Here is a 21662-nt window from a genome sequence, read left to right as displayed (position 1 = left end):
TGCGATACCAATGTGACATTGAATGATGCGATTCTGATCACATGAGATTGAGGCAGGGCACGAATAACTGGCACGAGGGTAATGCAAATTTCATGATTTGCCGCATGCGTTGCGATATAAGAAAAATCGGCGAATCTTGAAATGTGGTTGTGTGTGAGGCGTCGGTCGAGAAGAAATCGTCAACGAAATTCGATCGATTCATTCGGTGCAGGGGGCGTCCGGCACGTCGCCGATGCTGTTCCGGAAATCCGGAAAATGCGTTTGACGGCCGGACGGAAAGGGTGAGTGGCTGCGCGTTGGCCGTCCGAAGGTTCGATCCATCGGGCGGCGGCCGCGCGCGGTGCGCGCTCGAATCAGGCGGACCCGAAAACGATGGGTACGGCAGGTATGACAGGCCAATGCATCGGTTCTCACGAACCGGTGGCGCATGCTTCAGTCCCGGGGATCGCGCGACGTCATCCTCCTCCTGAATGAAACAGAGCGGGCCGCCCCGGGTGCGGCCCGGCTTCCGCCTGTCTGGCGTTTGAACGACGCTTACGCATGAGGTTCGAGGTCGTCGCGGGTTCGACCCGATGGCGTTCGAACGGCAGCGACCACGGTACAACGGTCAATCGTGGCTTTCTCGATGCACAAAGATCTTTCTCCCTTCAAAGCGCTCCTGCACACCTTGCTGGCAATTCGTCGGGCACTTTACTACGCCATCCGCGCTCTCGCCTGCCACGGTGACCGCTTTGTAGACAACGGATTCGATGAGTGTCCCGTCGGCAGCGACGACGATGTTCAGATCGGTCTCGACGCCGGCGGGCACGGATCCGCCGGTGGTATAGACGGTGCTCATGGTGCCGGTGCAATCGGAGTTCACCGTGTAGGTGCCGGTCTGGTGCGGATTGAACGTAGTTTGCCCACCTTTCGGCAGGCCGCCGATCACCCCGAAGTCGGTGCGTGAGTAATGGCTCGTACCGTCGAACGTCACCAGAGCGACATCATCGAGGATCGACGGGGCAGCGTATGGATGCACCTTGCCATCGGCACCTATCAATCCAAGAATTTGTCCGTGACCAATAAACTCGAATGCTCCCTTCAGCGTTGCGTTCGAGCAAAGGCCGTCGGCCTGCGCGGCACCGCTGAGAGATAGAAGGGCAACAGCTGTTGCAGACAGAACGCTTAGACGCTTGCTTTTCATGTTCATCTCCAAGTCATGAATCGGGCGCTTAACTTGATCAAGCGGGAGGTTTGCTTCCTTGACTGACCGAACTGCACGCATCCGCTAACAGGAGTCGAAAACTGGCACGGTTTCGCCTGGCTACTGTCGGGTTGCGAAATCCCTTGTGGCCAAACTTTACGATTGGGTTGGCGAGCTACGACCGGCTTCCCTCGGCGTGCGACGTAACGCCCATTGATTGCCAATGGACAAGCAAACGCGCAGGCGTGACGTCACCCGGCGCGCGGGATGGCCGTACAGGCGAGTGGATGCTTGAAGATGGAGACGTAGGGTGTCTAGACCGTGCGCGTGAAGCAAGTGTCCATCGTCGTCGCCTTCCTTTCCTTCGTTAACTACCGACTACCCCCGGACACAAAGCAGGCCCACGACAACCTGGTGAGCAAAGCTATTCGTTATTGAACGAACATAGACGTACGATTGCGGGATTACAAGGCGGCGTTAAGTTATTTTTTTGGAAATAAAAAAATCCAATGGAATGTGTTTAATTTCAGACGTGTCAATTGGGTTTCTATTTTTTGAATCAATCATCTTATTTTAAGAATAGAGGCGGACGCGCCTCCATCGGATTGCGCGAGAACGAAGATGATTCGCGTGCACGGAAATTCCGGACGAATCCGGCGGGCGGATTCCAGCGTCGACCCTGCTGCAAACAGTCGATCTTGCGACGCTTGTCACATGGGTCGAACGGCCGTTTGCCGGGAGCGAACGGTCGCCCTGATGCCCGACCCACGCTGCGGGTGAACCACGCTTTGTGGCCGCCGCTGGCCTGTCGAGCCCGCACGTTTGATCCGACGCAAGCGCGCAGCAATCGTGGCTCGCGTGTTCGCGATGGCGAGTACACTGAACATGCCATGTAACAGGAGAATGCGATGATCGACGCTGGCCCCAAAAGCACCTTCCGAGGGCTGCCGCTGACCGTGGAGCAGGACGCGGAAGTGAGGCACTACATCAAGGATCGGACTCGGCGTGGGCTGCCATGGGACACGTCGGAGTTGAGCGCAATGCTCAAGGACATGCTGCATCCCCCGGGCGACGGCGACGGCGACGGCGACAGTGATGCTGCTTCCCCGGCAGACGAAACCATAGCGGCCGCCGAGCGCGCAACGGCGTCGGTCGACGAAGCGATGGACCCGATCGAGGCGAATGAAGAGTGGCATGCGGCCATGGAGTCGGAGGGCATGAAAGGCCCGAGACGATAAACACGGAGCAACGACGCTCCGATTCCTGGCAGTGCCGCATACGGGAGTGCGCGCCGGATGTCACGCGTGTCAGGAAAGGCGCGTTCCGCGTCGCGCGTGTGCTGCGTCGCATTGCACGCGGCGGGACTGTCGACGCGCAGCGTGCCCCCATCGTGAGAATCCCGACACGCAATCGGTCTGCTCGCAGGTAATTTCGGCCGCAGCCGATCGCGCCACCCATGTTGCATGGCGCCAGCGGAACCGCGAGCCGCATTTCCTCGCCGAGCGCCCGGCAGCGGGCGCCGTGTCAGTGTCTGAGCACGCAGACGGCCACGATTTCGTATCCGGGGTCGGCATGCACGTGCGCCGCCTTTTCCGCTTCCTCGTACGAAAGAAACGACGTGGCATCTTCAACCGCCGGTGCCATGCCGATATCGCCATCCTCGGCGGTGCACAGGAATTGCTCGCCGGTCTTCACGACGTAGACGGACAACATGATTCCCTCCATCGTTTGCAGGGGGGAATTCCAGTCTAGCAGGCCAGAAACGGGGCGCAGGCGGTTTGCGGCGCCCTTTCCTGGATGTCGTCGAAGGAGGGATTGCCGCCTCGAATGTCCATGCGTCAATCGGGCCGACTCGTCGGTATCCGCCGGTGCTCGATCCGACGGGTAATCGGCTGCCGCCGGCCGGAGGTGATCGATTGCCGCCACCCCGGCGCTGCGTCACGATTCGGTCTCCCGCGAAGGGTCGGCATCCCGACCTTCAATCGCTCGGCACGCGACACGAGCGGAAAGCCGTGCACAATACCCGCATGCAAACCCCAGACCTTGAACACCTCGTCACCGTCACCATGCCCTTTGGAAAATACAAGGGCCGGCTCATTGCCGACCTGCCGGGGCCTTACCTCAATTGGCTGGCCCGCGAAGGGTTCCCGCGCGGAGAAATCGGCCGGCAGCTTGCGCTGATGCACGAGATCGATCACAACGGCCTGCGGGACTTGCTGGAGCCGTTGCGCAAACGCGGGTAGTGCCAATCGGGGGCGAATGCCCCCGCGTGCCACGCCGGCCCGCCTCGATCGATCGCGATCGACGACAACCACCCCTCTCCAGGCACATCCGCTACGCGTGCTGAATGCACGCATGCGACCCCATCGCTGGCCCGTGCGCACCTAGCGCGGCGCCGATGCTGACATAGAATATAAAACAGTCCCTTGAGGACGAGTTGATGGCAAGAGAAGGGGTGCCGACATGAGACGCCTTTATTTCCTCGTACCCGATACGCAGATGGCGAAAGCCATCGTCGACGATTTATTGCGCGCACGCATCATCTGGCGCCATATCCACGTTCTCGCCGACCACAGCGTCACACTCGATCAGTTACCCGAAGCATCGTTGCTGCAAAGCAGCGATGTCGTGCATGCGCTCGAGCGCGGCGTCGCGCTCGGCGGCGCGGCCGGTGCGCTGATCGGTCTCGTCGCGCTGGTATTTCCGCCGGCGGAGCTCGTGATCGCAGGCGGCGCCGTCGTCGGGTTGACGTTGGCCGGAGCGGGTTTCGGCGCGTGGACCGCCGCGATGATCGGCATCGCCGAGCCGAACGCGCGACTCCAGCGATTTCGCGAGGCCATCCAGGAAGGCCAGATCCTGATCATGGCCGACGTGCCGGCATTGCGAGAGCAGGAAATCGAAGAGATGGTCGCCCAGCATTTTCCGAAGGCGGACCTGGAAGGCGCCGAGCCTACGACACCGATCTTCCCCTGACGCGCGACAGCAAGCCGGCCTGCCCGACATCCGCGTTCATCGACGCGTTTCGTCGAGCGCACGGCCGCGACCGCGGGCCGCGCGCGGAGCGGGTCGTTCGCACGTTGCGCAGGCAACCCTGTCCGCCATTCCGAATCGCGCAAGAGACGCAGGCCCGATGCGCGTGGCGCCTTCGGAATCGAAGCGCCGACATCGAACCGTCGGCAAGGAGGTGGTATGGAACTGCACATTCAATCGCACCATTGGGAGCGTCGTAAGCCCGACTGGGTCGCCGCTGCCGTGGCCGGTCTCGCGGGCGGTGCGCTGGTGATCGCGCTGGAATTCGTCTGGTCGACCCTCGTGCTCGGCTCAAGCCCGTGGCAACCGACCCACAAGATCGCGGCGATGGTGATGGGCGCTAGCGCGCTCGGCCAGATGACGCAATTCAACCTTGAAATCGTGGCGATGGCGCTGCTGCTGCACTACGTGCTCGGCGCGATCATGGGGATGATGCTCGCCGCGATCATGGCGCCTTTCCGCTTCGATTCGAGCGTGGGCATGGAAGCCGCCATCGGGCTGGCGTTCGGGATCGTCGCGTATGGGTGGAACTTCTACGTCATGACGGCCGTGTTCCCGTGGTTCGTCTCCGAGCGGGGCTCCGGGCCGTTGCTGGCCAATCTGTTGTTCGGCGTGGTTGCGGCCATCACCTACGGCAGGCTGGAGCGATTGCGCAAGCGGAACGTGGACGACTGACACATCACGTTTCCCGCCGCGCGGCGCCTGACCACGCAGCGCTCGCGGGAGACACGGAACCCGGTGTCGGCGGCTCCGGCGAGTGACACTCAGCGAGGCGGCCTATGGCCCTTGCGATTGCCCTGGTCCTGATCATCCTGTTGGCGGTGGGGTTTCACTTTGCCAGTCCGTGGTGGATCACGCCGATTGCGTCGAACTGGGTGCGCATGGACGACATGCTGACGATCACGCTCGTCATCACCGGCGCATTCTTCATCGCCATCAACCTGTTCATCGTGGTCGCACTGGTGCGCTATCGCCACCGCAGCGGGCATCGCGCGGCCTACGAGCCGCACAACCGGAAGCTGGAATGGTGGCTGATCGGCCTGACCGCCGTCGGCGTGGCGGCATTGCTGGCGCCGGGGCTGTTCGTCTACGCGGACTACGTCCGGCCGCCGCGCAACGTGCTGCAGATGGAAGTGCTCGGCCAGCAATGGCAATGGCGCTTCCGCTTCGCCGGCCCCGGCGGCAAGCTGGGTACGACGGACGTGCGCTACATCAGCAACGACAATCCGTTCGGCCTGAACCCCGCCGACCCCAACGGCCGCGATAACTACCTGATCGAGAACCCCGAGGTACACCTGCCGCTCAACCGGCCGATCCAGGTCCTGACGCGGTCGCGGGACGTGCTGCACGACTTCTACGTTCCGCCGTTCCGGGCACGGATGAACATGGTGCCGGGCATGGTGACCACTTTCTGGTTCACGCCGACCAAGGCAGGGCGCTACGACATCCTGTGCGCGCAGCTCTGCGGGATCGGGCACTCCAGCATGCGCGGCGTGGTGGTGGTGGAAGACGAAGCCGCGTTTTCGCGCTGGCTGGCGCAGCAGACTACGTTCGCGCAGCAGCAGATGGCCCACGTGCAGGCCGCTCCCGCCGCGGCCGGCGGCAGCGCGCAGGCGCTGGCCAACCTGGGCAAGACGCTCGCGGCGGCCAAGGGCTGCGTCGCCTGTCATACCGTGGATGGCAGTCCGCTCGTCGGCCCGACCTGGAAGGGGCTGTACGGCAAGACCGAAACGATGGCCGACGGCAGCACCGCGAAGGTGGACGAAGCCTATCTGCGCGCGTTCATCCGCAATCCGACGGCCCGCGTCGTGAAGGGCTTCTCGCCGATCATGCCGCACTTCGACTTGAGCGAGCAGGAACTGACCGCGCTGGTGGCCTATATCGAGGCGCAGGGCGGGACGCCGCCCGCCAGTACCGCGGCCCAGCCGTAACGGAACAGACGGAGCAGACGCCATGACCTACGCGCATACCGACCACGCTCCGCACAGCTTCTGGACCCGCTATGTGTGGAGCCAGGACCACAAGGTCATCGCCGTCCAGTACGCGCTGACGGCCATCGCGATCGGCCTGGTCGGCCTCGTATTGTCGGACCTGATGCGGTTGCAGCTCGGCTTTCCGGGCAAGTTCGCGTTCATCGACGCGAACCACTATTACCAGTTCGTCACCATGCACGGGATGATCATGGTGATCTACCTGCTGACGGCGCTGTTCCTGGGTGGCTTCGGCAATTACCTGATCCCGCTGATGCTGGGCGCGCGCGACATGGTGTTCCCGTTTCTCAACATGCTGAGCTACTGGGTCTACCTGCTGGCCGTGCTGGTGCTGGTGGCGAGCTTCTTCGTGCCGGGCGGGCCGACCGGCGCGGGCTGGACGCTGTATCCGCCGCAGGCCATCCTGCCGGGCACGCCGGGCGTGGAATGGGGCATCGTGCTGATGCTCGTGTCGCTGGCGATCTTCATCGTCGCGGCCACGATGGGCGGCCTGAATTACGTGACCACCACGCTGCAGGCACGCACGCGCGGCATGACGCTGATGCGCATGCCGCTCACGGTGTGGGGCATCTTCATCGCGACGATCATGGCGTTGCTGGCGTTTCCGGCGCTGTTCGTGTCGGCGGTGATGATGCTGTTCGACCGGACGCTCGGCACCAGTTTCTTCATCCCGGCCGTGGTGTCGATGGGGCAGACGCTCAAGCATGCGGGCGGCAGCCCGCTGCTGTTCCAGCACCTGTTCTGGTTCTTCGGGCATCCGGAGGTCTACATCGTCGCGCTGCCGGCCTTCGGCATTGCGTCGGATCTCATCAGCACGCACGCGCGCAAGAGCATCTTCGGCTACCGGATGATGGTGTGGGCCATCGTCATCATCGGCGCGTTGAGCTTCGTGGTCTGGGCGCACCACATGTTCATCGCCGGCATGAATCCGTACTTCGGCTTCTTCTTCGCCACTACCACGCTGATCATCGCCGTCCCGACCGCCCTCAAGGTCTACAACTGGGTGCTGACGCTGTGGCGCGGCGATATCCACCTGACCGTGCCGATGCTGTTCGCCATCGGCTTCATCAGCACCTTCGTGCTGGGCGGGCTGACCGGGCTCTACCTCGGCAACGTGAGCGTGGACATCCCGCTGTCGAATACGTATTTCGTGGTCGCGCACTTCCATATGGTGATGGCCGTGTCGCCGATCCTGGTGGTGTTCGGCGGCCTCTACCACTGGTATCCGAAGGTGACGGGCCGCATGCTCGACGACACGCTCGGGCGTGCGCACTTCTGGATCACCTTCGTCGGCACCTATGCGATCTACTTCCCGATGCACTATCTCGGCATCCTCGGCATGCCGCGACGGTATTACGCGTATCAGGGCTACAGCTTCATTCCGCATTCGGCGCAGACGCTCAACACGTTCATCACCATCGTCGCGCTGATCGTCGCGGCCGCGCAGTTGCTGTTCCTGTTCAACCTGGCGTGGAGCCTCGTGCGCGGCCGGCGAGCCGACGGCAACCCGTGGCGGGCCACCACGCTCGAATGGCAGACGCCGCAAACGCCACCCGTGCACGGCAACTGGGGCCCGGCGCTACCCGTCGTCTATCGCTGGGCATACGAATACAGTCCGCCGGGGCAAGAGGAAGACTTCGTGCCGCAGAACCAGCCGCCCGCGACGGCGCCTGAACCGGAAGCGACCCATCCGACGCTTCACCCCGGCGAGGCACACGAATGACCACGCTGCCGCGCCCCTTCGTTCCCGACGCGCCGCCCGGCTTGCCGAATGCAGGCCGCACGGGGCTGGTCGTGTTCATGGCGGTTGCGACGACATTGTTTTCGCTGCTGCTGCTCGCCTATGCGATGCGCATGCGTGAATCCGACTGGCAGCCGATTCCGCATCCGGCGCTGCTGTGGTGGAACACCGGCGCGCTGGTGCTGGCCAGCGTCGCGATGCAGCGTGCCCGGCGGATAGGCCTGTACCGCACGGTGTGGCTGGTAACCGGCGGTGTACTGGCGGCCGTGTTCGTGATCGGGCAACTGACCGCCTGGCACATGTTGTCGGCGGCCGGGGAGACCGTCACCGTCAATCCGTCCAACAGCTTCCTCTACCTGCTCACCGGCCTGCATGGCTTGCATGTGCTGGGCGGGCTGGCGGCGTGGGGCGTGACGATCGCGCAGCTCCGGCGCGCGGACCCGTTCCGGGCCCAACGGGCCATCGCGCTGTGCGCGCTCTACTGGCATTTCCTGCTCGCCGTCTGGCTCGTGCTGCTGGCGGCGATGTGGTGGCTGACTCCCGGGATCGTCGCCGCGATCTGCGGGCCGCTGTATGGAGTCGCGCCATGACCGCGCCCACGGCCCACACCGAATCCGCGGCCGAAGCACCTGCGGCCGCGCCCGCCGATGCGCGGCCCGACGGCTGGCGCGGCATCGTCACGGACTGGTCGTCCGACCGCGAAGCCTTCAGGGTGCCGTGGGGCAAGGCGATGATGTGGATCTTCCTGCTGTCGGACACGTTCGTCTTCAGCAGCTTCCTGATCGGCTACATGACGGTGCGCATGTCGACCACGGCGCCGTGGCCCGATACCGCGAAGGTGTTCGGCCTCAGCGTGGGCGGCGTGGAAGTGCCGTTGCTGCTGATTGCGATCATGACGTTCACGCTGATCAGCAGCAGCGGCACGATGGCGATGGCCGTCAACTTCGGCTACCGGCGCAACGCACGGCCCGCCGCCGCGCTGTTGCTGGCCACCGCGCTGCTGGGCGCGACGTTCCTGTCGCTGCAGGCGTTCGAATGGAGCAACCTGATCTTCCGTGAAGGGATCCGCCCGTGGGGCAACCCGCTGGGCGCCGCGCAGTTCGGCGCGTGCTTCTTCACGATCACCGGGTTCCACGGCTTTCACGTGACCTGCGGCGTGATCTACCTGCTGCTGATCGCGCGCAAGATCCGGCAGCCGGGGTTCACCGAACACGGCAACTTCCAGATCGTCGAGATCGCCGGCCTGTACTGGCACTTCGTCGACCTGGTGTGGGTGTTCATCTTCGCGCTGTTCTATTTGTGGTGAGGGATGCCATGGAGCACACCGATCCCGCCGATCGACCCGACGCCGCGCACGGCCAGCAGCATCCGATCGGCCTCTACCTGAAGATCTGGGGCCTGCTGTTCGTGCTGAGCACGTTCTCGTACCTGGTCGACTACTTCAACGTGCAGGGCCTGATGCGCTGGGTGCTGATCGTCGTGCTGATGATCGCCAAGGCGGGGCTGATCGTGTCGATCTTCATGCACATGATGTGGGAGCGGCTGGCGCTGGTGTACGCGATCCTGATCCCGCCGCTGTGCCTGCTGGTGCTCATGGTGCTGATGGCGGCGGAAGCGCATCACACGTTCGGGATGCGGGAGCTGTTCTTTCGCTGATGCGTTCGCGGGCCGCGCTTCGGCCGACGAGCGCTGCGCATCGCGATGGGCACGGCGCCATCGACGGACGCCGTTTTGGAGCGGACGGCGTCCCGCCATCGGGGAACGACGCTTCCCGGACATCTGTTCACGCCAATCTGAAGGGAGGACCTCATGAAATTTTCGCGTCGACGTTTTATTGCAGCCACCACCGTTCTCGCCTCCGCGCTCGCCATTGGACGCCGCGCGGCGGCGGCGGATGCGGGCGCCGGTGTCGTGCAGGAAACCGATGCAAATGCCCAGGCGCTCGGCTACAAGGCGGATGCCAGCCGGGTCGACCATGCGAAGTACCCGAAATTCCAGACGGGCGAGGCCTGCGCGAATTGCCAGTTCTACCAGGGCAAGGCCGGCGCCACGACGGGGCCGTGCGCGATTTTCGGCGGCAAGCAGGTCAATGCGAAAGGGTGGTGCAACACTTATACGAAGAAGGCGTAGGTAAGGAGGGATGGCCTGGCGAGCCGCGGTCTTGCTCATTCAGCGCCTCGCCAGTGTCGGGATTCACGCTTTCCAGATCCTTCGGGCAGGTGGATCTCGCGAGTCCTTGTGCGCAACCCCGCCTTCGTACGCTGATGAACGGTGCAACCTCGAGTGCGAACCTCTACTCGTTGATCGAGACATGCCGCGCGAATCGTATCGATCCCGACCGCTACCTCACTTGGCTGTTCCAGCGTCCGCCGCGGGCGAAAACCGTTGACGACTACGACGCGCCATTACCCCGGAAGACGCCTGCCGATATACATGGACGTTTCATGAAGCACTGAAACGAAGTGGTCCAGATGATGTCGACAATGAGGGGTGAAAACACTCCTTCGACTATCATGGAAACTCGCAGCGTCAGCCTCCCGGTTCTATATTTCGGCACACCCGTCGCCCTCGTTTCCAGCCTGAATCCGGACGGCACCACAAATCTCAGCCCGATCTCATCCTACTGGGCGCTGTCCAATACGTTAGTGATTGGTTTGAGCGAAACCGGTCAATGCCGTCGCAATCTGGAACGATGCGAGGAGTTGGTACTCAACTTGCCAGACGCACCGCTTTGGGCGAACGTCGAGGCCATCGCAGCAACTTCCGGGTCTGAAGCCATGCCTGACATAAAGAAGCAGATGGGCTATCGATTCGAACGCGATAAATTCAAGCGTGCAGGGTTCACTACGAAAGCCAGTGAGTGCATCGCTCCAATGCGAGTTGCTGAATGCCCGATACAAATTGAAGCGAGCCTGGTCCGCATCCACCGGATAGGTAACGAGGCTGACGCCATGATTGCGGCCGAGCTTAGGGCACTACGGATACACGTGCATGCCGAACTGCTATCCCCCGAAGATCGAATCCATATCGAGCGATGGCATCCGCTGTACTACGTGTTTCGTCAATACTTTTCACTTGGAGAGCACCTGGGAAAGAATTTTAGAGCGTAGCAAGCGTCGCCGCCGATATGCCCTTCGATTCTGCGGGGCGTCGTAGATGGAGGGCATACCCATGATCCGCTCAGCGCGCGACGCGGCTTACCCGAAAGACGTTACCGACCTGATCGCGAGCCTGAGCGTGAAAATGACGCATGCTGTTGCCAACAACGCCAGCAGCCCACCGAGACATTGATACGCTATCGGATACCAATGGTCCCTGAGCATATCGATCTTCATCCCTTTCATTCCCTGTCTCCCGAGATCGCTTTCAAACAGGAACGCCGGCACTCGCCAACATCGATCGCCATCTGCACGCGCGAGTGACCTGGGTTCGCGCGTCGCTCCATCCGGGCCTCGTCACCGAAAAGGCGGGTACTTCCTCGCATTTCGGGTGTCGGTGCTGCGGCCGGCAGGCGACACGGCGCGTTCCTTCGACGAAGCCCGCAACGTCCATGCGAAAGCGAGGCCGAGTACGCCGGAGATGCAGTACCAGGGCAGTGCAGGGGCGGGCACGACGTCGGCGACGAAACCGAACATCGCGGGAACGGACGCAATCGCGATCTGGTTGATGGCCATCGCGGCACCGAGCACTTCACCGACTTGTCCGTCCTCCGCACTGTCCGACAGCCAGACCACCCACGGGCCGTACCAGCCGAAACAGCACACGCCGATCAGCGCCGAGAACATGACGACGACCCACGTCGCCGGGTGCGCGGGAAGCGATGCCGCGGCGATCAGCGCAACGGGCGTCACGCCGAGACACAGCGTGACGAGCCGGCGCTTGCCGTCGGCAACGCGATCGCTGATGACCGACAACACGATCCGGCCTGCCGAGCCGCTCAACTGCACGATGAACAACACCCACGCTGCATCGGTCGGCGAATAACCGAAGCGACGCTGCGCGAAGATCGCCCAGAAAATCGAGACCGCGGTTTGCGCGCCGACGAGCACAGCACCGACCACGGAGATTCGCCGGAATCCGGCGTCGCGGAGATGGTGCTTCAGGCCCTGCAGCGCCGACGCGGATGCACGCTGCGCATGCCGCGGCGAATTCCGGAAAACGGCGCCGTACACGATGGCGGATGCCGCGAGCACGGCGCTCGCGCCGAGCATCGCGCGCGTCCAGTCCGCGTGGATGAGCAGTGCAGGGAAGAACACCGCCGCCAGTGCGCCGCCAAGCGGCAGCGCCGCCTGCCGAACGCCCATCGCAAGGCCGCGCTCGCCGGGCGGAAACCAGTGATAGATTGCCCGGCTGCCGCCCGGCTGAACCGGGCTGTAGCCGACGCCGATCATCAGCATGCCGGCAACGAGCCCCGCGTAGCCGGAGGACAGCGCCACGAGCGTCATCGCGACGCTCAATATCGCCAGGCCGAGGACGACGGGCCAGCGCTCGCCGTATCGATCCAGCACGCGCCCGACGAGTGCGAGCCCGAGAATGGGGACGACGTTCGAGAACGTCGCGAGGCCGCCGATCTGGCCGAGCGAAAGTCCGAACGTCTTCTGTGCGAACGTGCCCCACACACCGATGCCCTGACTCGCGAGCGCCGCGGTCAGTTGCGTCAGTGTCGATACGCCGAGCACGTACCACCGATAGTCTGCTGACTTCAACGGGACAACTCCATTCCAAGGCTCATGCGAATTCCGGCTGACGCGGGCTCGCGAGGCGGTCGAGCCGCGAGCGTCAGCATTCAGAGCGTAAGGGGGAGCGTCGATGCGTTATGTCGACGACAGGTCAGGACTGTCGATTTCCTGCCACTCGGCCGCGCCACGGCGCCGCAGATGTCGCGGCGAGAGGCCGAAGGCCTTGCGCATCGAGTAGGCGAAGTGAGGGGCCGAAGCGAAGCCCACGGTGTTCTGGATGTCGACTATCGGCAAGGTGGTCGAGAAGAGCAGGCGCTTCGCTTCTGCGAGGCGTGTATCGAGTACGTACTGGCCGATCGAGCGACCCTGTTCGACCTGGAACCATCTCGACAGCGTCCGTTCGGATGTGCCGAACTGACGCGCGAGCGTCGCGCAGGACAGATCGCCGTCGAGGTGCTCGCTGATATGAATCTTGACCTCGCGCACGATGTCCGCCGGCTCGCGCGAGCGCGACGGCGGGACGGACGTCATGATGCGACCGGCCTCCTGCAGAATGAGCAGGTCGAGTTCGTACGGCCCGAGAAGCGGGCCGGATTTTCGCGCGAGATGCGCACGCAAGCGCAGCAGGTCGGCGAGGAGCAGCGATGTTCCCCATTTCTCCGACTGTTGTATGGGCGAGCGCAGGTCCGCATTGACCCGCGGCATCAGGCTGTCGATGTTCAGGTAGTAGCAGAGATGGCGCTGTCCGGGCGTTGCGGATACGTGATGGATGTGCCGCTCGGGAACGAACCAGAGACTCCCGCTCGCCAGGACATCGCCGCGGGCCTGGCGCGGCGACGACACCGAAAAGATGCCGTCGAGCGGGACAAACAGCATGTCGCAAGCGTGGGCATGCGGGCCATTTGAATAATGGCCCTGGTTGTCGCAGTCGACGTCAAAATCGATGTTCATTGCAACGCTACGGTTAGAAGGAACACGTGAAGTGTAGGACGAATGCGGGAAAGGAGCGTTGCAGCTGGATTTCCGAGGCTTCGGATACGGGTTGTAACGGGAAGTCCGCAGGATGGAAATCGGAAGACAGGGACAGGGGCAACCGGGAAACGGTATCCGGATGCGCTCGGGAGCGGCGAAGCACGGCATTCCGACGGGGTCGAGCGACCGTACAAAGCGAGTGTCGCGAAGGCGATGCAACGACGCATGGTGGACGCTTGCGCGCCTTCACATTCACGACCTGGTTGACAAGGCCTTTCCGCACGGGGGAATCATCGTCAGCGTTCCGCTACGTCCGCCATTGCCGAACATTACAGCGACCCGATGAAATCCACGATCTTGCCCGTGACCTCCCGAGGCCGCTCAAGGCTCGGCAAATGGGCGGTACCTGAGATTGAGTGGAAGATGCCGCCAGATACGGTATTCGCGAGGTAACGACTACGCTCCTGAATGCCGGGAAGGTCAAGCTCCCCGCACATCACCAAGGTCGGCACTGAAATTTCTTCCAGGCGCCCATATGCGATCGGTGCGTCGGTGTTCATGCCTGCCGGGGGCAAACCGAGAGCGACAGCGTTCATCTCGTCAAACAGCTTGCGGGCCTCGCCTTTCACGCGCCCTTCGTGCTGAAGTGGGCCGTCAAGCCAGAGACTCGCGCGTATTGCAATGGCTTCTTCAATGTGGTTGTTGGCTTCAGCGTCTGCTAAACGGGTAATTAAATCGTCAACCTGCGGCGCATGGATTAGTTTTGGCGCGCCGGTCACACTCGGCGCCACAAGAACAAGAGCGCGAACATGTGACGGATATCGAAGCGCTGCGTCGAGTGCTATGCCGCCGCCTTGCGAGCAGGCCACCAGTATTGCAGGAGCGCCGTCTGTCACCGACTGGATAACGGCGATCAGATCCTCGACGGAAGAATGAGCCTCTGCTTCAGCAGCTGTTTCTCCAAAGCCTCGCCGATCATAGGCAATGGCTTGGCGACGCGTGCCTATTTCACGCATCTGGTGGCCCCACATCCGGCGATCCGCAACGCGTGCGTGCAAAAACACGATCGGGTCTCCACTGCCGACGACTTCGGTCGCAAGAGCGGCGCGACCGGACGTCACCAGAACGCTGTTCTTCATGAGCTATCCGATATCTGAGAATGGACTTGACGCCCGATGTGCGGGGCGTGTCGTTTCCGGTGTCAAACGGGCCAAGCTTGGGTGAAGCTCGCCCTGTCCGGCTTACGGTCATGCAAAATTTTCAGGTTTCCCGTCAGGAATGCCGATTGAACTACGAGTGTGCCGTGTTCTCGGAGCAAGGTAGCATCAAAGATTATCGCGCGCAGTCGGTCGAGGTCGCGGCGGCGGCCTGGGCCGCAAGCAACCTGCAGCAGCAGGGAAACAATCAGATGTCGAACGTTCCGAAATAACTGCACTTCGCCGTCTGGCCTTTCCCGATTCTTCCCGGCTCGACCGCCACCTTGAATCGGGTCTCAATCGTACTGACAAGGCGGGGCATGCGCGATGTCCGAACCGGGTTCCAGCTTGAGCGAACAGCGTTCCGGGTAAAGTAAATCACGACAGTCAGCCGCCTCCCCATGACGCCCCCAGGGTCGTCGTGGAAAACTGTATGAATATACAGTATAGTGTCCGTCGAAATCGAGCCGCACAGGTGCAACCCATGCAATCCTTGCGGCACGTGCGCCGCGCCTGCGGGCATCCGCCGCAGCGTTCCGGCACCGAGCACTCTGGCTAACTCATTCAGACGGGCAGGCAAATTGTCATCCAGCAATCTGATCCGCATTCGCGGAGCACGTCAGCACAACCTCAAGAATCTCGATCTCGACCTGCGCACCGGCGAGATGACGGTCGTCACCGGCCCGTCGGGCTCCGGCAAGTCGAGTCTCGTGTTCGACACGCTGTACGCGGAAGGCCAGCGGCGCTACGTCGAGACGTTCAGTGCGTACGCGCGGCAGTTCCTCGACCGGATGGATCGCCCGCAGGTCGAGCGCGTCGACGGCGTGCCGCCCGCGATCGCGATCGACCAGACCAACCCGGTGCGCAGTTCGCGCTCGACCGTCGGCACGATGACCGAGCTGAACGATCACCTGAAGCTGCTGTACGCGCGCGCAGCCGAGCTGTTCGACCGCCAGACCGCGCGGCAGGTGCGGCACGACACGCCGGAGACGATCTACGCGGAACTCGTCGCGCGCGCGCAGGCGGACGATCCGCGCGTCGTCGTCACGTTCCCGGTCGAATTGCCTGAAACGGTGTCCGACGAAGAAATCGCGCAGTGGCTGTCCGCGAGCGGCTATACGCGCGTGCAGGCGCAGCGCGAGGTCGCGTCGCCCACCGGGCTGCGCAAGGTGCTCGACGTGGTGGCCGATCGCTTCCGTGTGCAGAACACCGACAAGGTGCGCGTCGTCGAGGCGATCGAGGCGTCGCTGAAACGCGGCGGCGGGCGCGTGAACGTGTACGTGCTCGCGGCAGAGCCGGAGCAGGCGGATGGCGCGGCGGCCGAGCCGCAGGTGTGGCGCTTCTCCACCGGGCTTCACGATCCCGACAGCGACCTGCGCTACGCGGAGCCGCAGGCGGCGCTGTTCTCGTTCAATTCGGCGTACGGCGCGTGCGAAACCTGCCGCGGCTTCGGCCGCGTGATCGGCGTCGATCTCGGCCTCGTGATTCCCGACGCGCGCAAGACGCTGCGCGGCGGCGCGATCAAGCCGATGCAGACACCGGCCTGGAAGGAGTGCCAGGACGACCTGATGCGCTACGCGGCGAAAGCCGGGATCCCGCGCGACACACCGTGGGCCGAGCTGTCGGACGCCGAGCGCGACTGGGTCGTCAACGGGTCGCCGGACTGGAACGGCAAGTGGCAGAGCCAGTGGTACGGCGTGAAGCGCTTCTTCGGCTATCTCGAGTCGAAGGCGTACAAGATGCATATCCGCGTGCTGCTGTCGAAATATCGCAGCTACACGCCATGCGACGTGTGCGGCGGCGCGCGCCTGAAGACGGAATCGCTGCAATGGCGGCTCGGCTCGAAAGAGAACGCCGACGGCGTGCTCGCGCCGGCCGGCCGCTTCATGCCGCGCGGCGTCGACTGGAGCCGTACGCAGCTCGAAGCGCTGCCGGGCCTGACCGTGCACGACCTGATGCTGCTGCCGATCGAGCGCATCCGTCGCTTCTTCGATGACATCACCTTGCCGAGCGCGCTGCTCGACGATGCGTTGAAGCTGCTGCTCGCCGAGGTGCGCACGCGGCTGAAATACCTGTGCGACGTGGGGCTCGGCTACCTGACGCTCGACCGGCAGAGCCGCACGCTGTCGGGCGGCGAGGTGCAGCGGATCAACCTGACGACGGCGCTCGGTACGTCGCTCACGAAAACCCTGTTCGTGCTCGACGAACCGAGCATCGGGCTGCATCCGCGCGATCTCACACGGATCGTCGAGGCGATGCAGCGGTTGCGCGATGCGGGCAATACGCTGGTCGTGGTCGAACACGATCCGTCGGTGATGCTCGCGGCCGACCGGCTGATCGACATGGGGCCCGGCCCGGGAGAGCGCGGCGGCACGATCGTCTACGACGGCACGCCGGGCGACATCCGGTCGGCGCATACGCTGACGGGCGAGTATCTCGGCGGCCGCAAGCATGTCGCGCATGCGTCGAACTGGGCGCGCCGGGTGGTCGACGCGAACACGCCGCGCATCGTGCTCGAAGGGGCAAGCGAACACAACCTGCGCGACGTCACGGTCGAGATTCCGTTGCAACGGCTCGTCTGCGTGACGGGCGTGTCGGGGTCCGGCAAGTCCACGCTGCTGCAGGACGTGCTCTATCCGGCGATGGCGCGGCACCACGGCAAGGCGACCGAGTCGCCGGGCGCGTTCCGCAGCCTCTCGGGTGCCGACCAGGTGGGCGACGTCGTGTTCGTCGACCAGTCGCCGATCGGCAAGACCACGCGGTCGAACCCGGCAAGCTACGTCGGCGCGTTCGACGAGATCCGCAAGCTGTTCGCGAAGGCGCCGCTCGCGCTGCAACGCGGCTACGGCGCCGGCACGTTCAGCTTCAACTCGGGCGACGGCCGTTGCCCGACCTGCGGCGGCTCTGGCTTCGAGCACATCGAGATGCAGTTCCTGAGCGACGTCTACCTGCGCTGCCCGGACTGCGACGGCAGCCGCTACCGCGCCGAGATTCTCGAAGTGCGCATCGAGCGCAACGGCCGTGCGCTGAGCATCGCCGACGTGCTGGATCTCACCGTCAGCGAAGCGGCCGCGTTCTTCGCGACCGACGCCGAGGTGCTGCGCGTGCTGCAGCCGATCGTCGACGTCGGCCTCGAATACGTGAAGCTCGGCCAGCCGGTGCCGACACTGTCGGGCGGCGAAGCGCAGCGCCTGAAACTGGCCGGCTTCCTCGCCGAATCGGCGGCGGCCGTCAACGGGCGCCGGGTCGTCACGGAAGAGGCGCGCATCGCGCGGGCGAAGCTGTTCATGTTCGACGAACCGACCACCGGGCTGCACTTCGATGACATCGCGAAGCTGATGCAGGCGTTCGGCAAGCTGCTCGCGGCCGGTCATTCGCTGATCGTGATCGAGCACAACCTCGACGTGATCCGCGCGGCCGACTGGCTGATCGATCTCGGCCCGGAGGGCGGCGACGGCGGCGGTCTCGTGCTGTGCGCGGGCACGCCCGACGACGTGAAAGCCTGCGCCGCATCGCATACCGGCGTGGCGCTGCTGCAGTACGACCGCGCGATGGATGCCGAGCTGGCGCTGGCCGACGAAGGCAAGCCGCTGCAGGCTGTGCTGAACGCGGCGCGCGAGCGGCGTGCGATTGAAGGCGAGGACGTCGTGCGGATCGTCAACGCGCGCGAGCACAACCTGAAGGCGCTCGACGTCGACATCCCGCACGGCAAGTTCAACGTGATCACCGGCGTGTCGGGCTCGGGCAAGTCGACGCTTGCGTTTGACATCCTGTTCCACGAAGGCCAGCGCCGTTACCTCGAATCGCTGAACGCGTATGCGCGCTCGATCGTGCAGCCGGCCGGGCGCCCCGAAGTCGATGCGGTGTACGGCATTCCGCCGACCGTCGCGATCGAGCAGCGGCTGTCGCGCGGCGGGCGCAAGAGTACGGTCGCGACCACGTCCGAGGTCTGGCACTTCCTGCGGCTGCTGTACGTGAAGCTTGGCCTGCAGCATTGCATCCACGACGGCACGCCGGTTACGTCGCAATCGGTCGAATCGATCGCCGCTCAGTTGCTGCGCGATCATCGTGACGAGCACGTCGGGCTGCTCGCGCCGCTCGTCGTCAACCGCAAGGGCGTATATACGGATCTCGCGAAGTGGGCGAAGGTGCGTGGCAGCACGCATCTGCGCGTCGACGGCGAGTTCGTGCCGGTCGATCCGTGGCCGAAGCTCGACCGCTTCCGCGAGCATACGATCGAGCTGCCGGTGGCCGATATCGTCGTGTCGCCGGACAACGAGGCCGAACTGCGGCGCGTGCTCGACGAGACGCTCGAGCTCGGCAAGGGCGTGATGCATCTGCTCGCGCCGCTCGACGGGCTGCACCATGCGATGCAGAACGATCATTCGACCGCGCGCGTCGGCACGGTCAAGGTGCTGTCGGTCAAGCGCGCGTGCCCGGTGTGCGGTACGAGCTACCCGGAGCTGGACCCGCGGATGTTCTCGTACAACAGCAAGCACGGCTGGTGCACGACCTGCGTCGGCACCGGCGTCACGCTCACGCGCGAACAGCGCGCCGCGTACGACGACACGGTGCTCGCAGGCGACGATCGCGGCCGCGAGCAGACGCTGCCTTCCGACGAGCAGGAACCGGAAGGCGTCGGCAACGAGCCGTGCCCGGATTGCAACGGCACGCGGCTGAACCCGTCCGCGCGCGCGGTCACGTTCGACGCGCATCCGATCGTCGAGGTCGCGCAATGGACGGTGTCCGACACGCGCCGCTGGATCGACGGGCTGGAACTGACGGGGCGCGACGCGCAGATCGCGCGCGACATCGTCACCGAGATTGGCAGCCGCCTCGCGTTTCTGGAGGAGGTCGGGCTCGGCTACCTGAGCCTCGACCGCGCGGCGCCGAGCCTGTCGGGCGGCGAAGCGCAGCGCATCCGGCTCGCCGCGCAACTCGGCAGCAACCTGCAGGGTGTCTGCTACGTGCTCGACGAACCGACGATCGGCCTGCATCCGCGCGACAACCAGATCCTGCTGGATGCGTTGCGCAAGCTCGGCGACAAGGGCAATACGCTCGTCGTCGTCGAGCATGACGAGGACACGATCCGCCGCGCGGATCACATCATCGACGTCGGCCCGGGCGCGGGCAAGCGCGGCGGAACGCTGGTCGCGCAGGGCGCGGTCGCGGATCTGGCCGCGCAGTCCGATTCGGTAACCGGGCGCCTGCTTGCACAACCGATGACGCACCCGCTGCAGCCGCGCCGCAGCGTGAGCCTGCCGGGCAAGAAGGGCGGTGCCGCGGTGCCGGATGCGTGGCTGACCGTGCATGGCGCGCGGCTGCACAACCTGCGCGACGTCACGGTCGGCATTCCGCTCGCACGGCTCGTTGCGGTCACGGGCGTGAGCGGCTCGGGCAAGTCGACGCTCGCGCGCGACGTGCTGATGACGAACCTGCTCGACGCGGTTGGCCGCTCGGTGCTGTCGTCGCCCGCCACGCGGCGCGCACGCAAGGCCGCGCAGCAGGATGCGCCGGCTACCAACCGCCGTTCGAGCGTGTTGGCGCGCACTGCGCCGCGGCCGTCGCTGAACGTCACGCATGCGTGGCAGGGCTGCGAGTCGCTGAGCGGCTGGGAACAGATCGATCGCGTGCTGGAAGTCGACCAGACGCCGATCGGCAAGACGCCGCGCTCGTGCCCGGCCACCTATATCGGCGTGTGGGACACGATCCGCAAGCTGTTCGCCGATACGCTGGAAGCACGTGCGCGCGGCTACACGGCGTCGCGTTTCTCGTTCAATACCGGCGACGGGCGCTGCCCCGCCTGCGAAGGGCAAGGCGTGCGCACGATCGGGATGAGCTTCCTGCCCGACGTGAAGGTGCCGTGCGACGTGTGTCACGGGCAGCGCTTCAACCCCGAAACGCTCGCCGTCACGTGGCGCGGCCGGAACATCGGCGACGTGTTGACGATGGAGATCGACGAGGCGGTGGAGTTCTTCGCACCGATCTCGAACATCGCGCATCCGCTGCAGCTGATGAAGGATGTCGGCCTCGGCTACCTGACGCTCGGCCAGCCGTCGCCGACGTTGTCGGGCGGCGAGGCGCAGCGCATCAAGCTCGTCACCGAGCTGACGAAGGTGCGCGACGACATCACGCGGCGCGGCCAGAAGGCGCCGCACACGCTGTACGTGCTCGACGAACCGACGGTCGGCCTGCACATGGCGGACGTCGCGAAGCTGATCCGCGTGCTGCACCGGCTCGTCGATGCGGGGCACAGCGTCGTCGTGATCGAGCACGACCTCGACGTGATCGCGGAAGCCGACTGGATCATCGATCTCGGGCCGGAAGGTGGTGTGGGCGGTGGCACGATCGTCGCGGCGGCGCCGCCGGAAGCGCTCGTGCAGGTGAGCGCAAGCCATACCGGGCAGGCGCTGAAGCCCGTGCTTGCGCGAACGGGGTCGGACGAGGGGGAAGCCGCGTGTGAGGGAGAAGCGCGGGTAGGGTGAGCGTGATGCTTCGTATCGACGGCTCCGGAGCCGGGCGATGATTTCCCCGCAGCTCACTTGCAAGTGGCTGCGGGGAACCGCAATCCGGCCCATGCACCCCTCTTCGAGGGGTGTTTTTTTCGTGCGGCGGTCAACGCCCAATGCCGCCGGGGTGATCGCGGGTCGCGCAAGCCGTCACAAGCTGGCAGGTCGACACAACGGTCGACCCGACCGGCGTCACACACCATCAGCTCACGCGCCCGACCGAACGGGCGCATCCATTGTTAATCCGGCTCGAATACTGAGTTGGATACAGGGGTATACGAGAAAGCACACCGCATGGTTAGGATGATTGCCGTTGGCCGACGGACGTCTCCGGATCGTCCATTCATTCTCGAACCGCATC

The 21662-nt window shown here is 64.3% G+C and carries 18 protein-coding genes and 1 pseudogene; 14 read left to right on the top strand and 5 right to left on the bottom strand.

The window, feature by feature from the left end:
- Positions 1–607: 607 nt before the first annotated feature.
- Positions 608–1183 (bottom strand): hypothetical protein, encoded by a 576-nt coding sequence (locus tag LGN19_RS14525; RefSeq protein WP_122950622.1) that lies wholly within the window; start codon positions 1181–1183, stop codon positions 608–610.
- A gap of 908 nt (positions 1184–2091) precedes the next feature.
- Between LGN19_RS14525 and LGN19_RS14520 the strand changes: the two genes are divergently transcribed.
- Positions 2092–2421, top strand: coding sequence for a hypothetical protein (locus LGN19_RS14520; protein ID WP_174957731.1), 330 nt, complete (start codon positions 2092–2094; stop codon positions 2419–2421).
- Between the two features lie 286 nt (positions 2422–2707).
- Here the strand turns inward: LGN19_RS14520 and LGN19_RS14515 are convergent, their stop codons facing one another.
- Positions 2708–2896: a hypothetical protein gene (locus LGN19_RS14515; protein WP_174957732.1), complete on the bottom strand. Its 189-nt coding sequence runs from the start codon at positions 2894–2896 to the stop codon at positions 2708–2710.
- A gap of 314 nt (positions 2897–3210) precedes the next feature.
- On the opposite strand from LGN19_RS14515, the gene LGN19_RS14510 reads away from it, so the two are divergent.
- The 11 genes and pseudogenes from LGN19_RS14510 (at position 3211) to LGN19_RS14460 (ending at position 11055) form a co-directional block, all read left to right on the top strand.
- Positions 3211–3426: a DUF3820 family protein gene (locus LGN19_RS14510; protein WP_027792801.1), complete on the top strand. Its 216-nt coding sequence runs from the start codon at positions 3211–3213 to the stop codon at positions 3424–3426.
- A gap of 220 nt (positions 3427–3646) precedes the next feature.
- Entirely contained in the window at positions 3647–4156 is a 510-nt protein-coding gene (locus tag LGN19_RS14505; RefSeq protein WP_043184322.1) for a hypothetical protein, read from the top strand.
- A gap of 216 nt (positions 4157–4372) precedes the next feature.
- Positions 4373–4888, top strand: coding sequence for a hypothetical protein (locus LGN19_RS14500; RefSeq protein ID WP_122949964.1), 516 nt, complete (start codon positions 4373–4375; stop codon positions 4886–4888).
- A 104-nt stretch (positions 4889–4992) separates the two neighbouring features.
- Complete coding sequence (locus LGN19_RS14495; RefSeq protein ID WP_226215444.1) at positions 4993–6144, top strand: cytochrome c oxidase subunit II; 1152 nt, start codon at positions 4993–4995, stop codon at positions 6142–6144.
- 22 nt (positions 6145–6166) lie between these two features.
- On the top strand, positions 6167–7927 hold the full coding sequence (ctaD, locus tag LGN19_RS14490; protein ID WP_174957734.1) for a cytochrome c oxidase subunit I: 1761 nt from the start codon (positions 6167–6169) through the stop codon (positions 7925–7927).
- Positions 7924–8535, top strand: coding sequence for a cytochrome c oxidase subunit 3 (locus LGN19_RS14485; RefSeq protein ID WP_226215442.1), 612 nt, complete (start codon positions 7924–7926; stop codon positions 8533–8535). The genes ctaD and LGN19_RS14485 overlap by 4 nt, the downstream gene beginning before the upstream one ends.
- Entirely contained in the window at positions 8532–9251 is a 720-nt protein-coding gene (locus LGN19_RS14480; protein WP_226215440.1) for a heme-copper oxidase subunit III family protein, read from the top strand. Before LGN19_RS14485 ends, LGN19_RS14480 begins: the two co-directional genes overlap by 4 nt.
- Positions 9252–9259: 8 nt before the next feature.
- Complete coding sequence (locus LGN19_RS14475; RefSeq protein ID WP_043184330.1) at positions 9260–9601, top strand: cytochrome C oxidase subunit IV family protein; 342 nt, start codon at positions 9260–9262, stop codon at positions 9599–9601.
- A gap of 153 nt (positions 9602–9754) precedes the next feature.
- On the top strand, positions 9755–10075 hold the full coding sequence (locus tag LGN19_RS14470) for a high-potential iron-sulfur protein (protein ID WP_226215438.1): 321 nt from the start codon (positions 9755–9757) through the stop codon (positions 10073–10075).
- Between the two features lie 134 nt (positions 10076–10209).
- Positions 10210–10401, top strand: a pseudogene (locus LGN19_RS14465) (transposase domain-containing protein); the annotation flags it as partial.
- Positions 10402–10458: 57 nt separating this feature from the next.
- Positions 10459–11055 (top strand): flavin reductase family protein, encoded by a 597-nt coding sequence (locus LGN19_RS14460; RefSeq protein ID WP_174957738.1) that lies wholly within the window; start codon positions 10459–10461, stop codon positions 11053–11055.
- 345 nt (positions 11056–11400) lie between these two features.
- Here LGN19_RS14460 and LGN19_RS14455 read toward each other — a convergent pair whose 3' ends face one another.
- The 3 genes from LGN19_RS14455 to LGN19_RS14445 form a co-directional block, all read right to left on the bottom strand.
- Positions 11401–12651 (bottom strand): MFS transporter, encoded by a 1251-nt coding sequence (locus LGN19_RS14455; RefSeq protein ID WP_226215436.1) that lies wholly within the window; start codon positions 12649–12651, stop codon positions 11401–11403.
- 108 nt (positions 12652–12759) lie between these two features.
- Complete coding sequence (locus tag LGN19_RS14450) at positions 12760–13575, bottom strand: helix-turn-helix domain-containing protein (protein WP_226215434.1); 816 nt, start codon at positions 13573–13575, stop codon at positions 12760–12762.
- Between the two features lie 350 nt (positions 13576–13925).
- The gene (locus LGN19_RS14445) at positions 13926–14735 is read right to left on the bottom strand and encodes an alpha/beta fold hydrolase (RefSeq protein WP_226215432.1); all 810 of its coding nucleotides are present in this window, start codon (positions 14733–14735) and stop codon (positions 13926–13928) included.
- Positions 14736–14755: 20 nt separating this feature from the next.
- On the opposite strand from LGN19_RS14445, the gene LGN19_RS14440 reads away from it, so the two are divergent.
- Both LGN19_RS14440 and uvrA read left to right on the top strand, forming a co-directional pair.
- Positions 14756–15025: a hypothetical protein gene (locus LGN19_RS14440; RefSeq protein ID WP_226215430.1), complete on the top strand. Its 270-nt coding sequence runs from the start codon at positions 14756–14758 to the stop codon at positions 15023–15025.
- A 348-nt stretch (positions 15026–15373) separates the two neighbouring features.
- Positions 15374–21277 (top strand): excinuclease ABC subunit UvrA, encoded by a 5904-nt coding sequence (gene uvrA, locus LGN19_RS14435; RefSeq protein WP_226215428.1) that lies wholly within the window; start codon positions 15374–15376, stop codon positions 21275–21277.
- The last annotated feature ends 385 nt before the right edge of the window (positions 21278–21662 follow it).

Origin of the sequence: Burkholderia sp. AU30198 (assembly GCF_020419825.1) — a bacterium.
In the GTDB taxonomy this organism is placed as follows: Bacteria; Pseudomonadota; Gammaproteobacteria; order Burkholderiales; family Burkholderiaceae; genus Burkholderia.
Note: the sequence above shows the minus strand (reverse complement) of the source record. Positions and strands in the feature narration are given on the sequence as shown.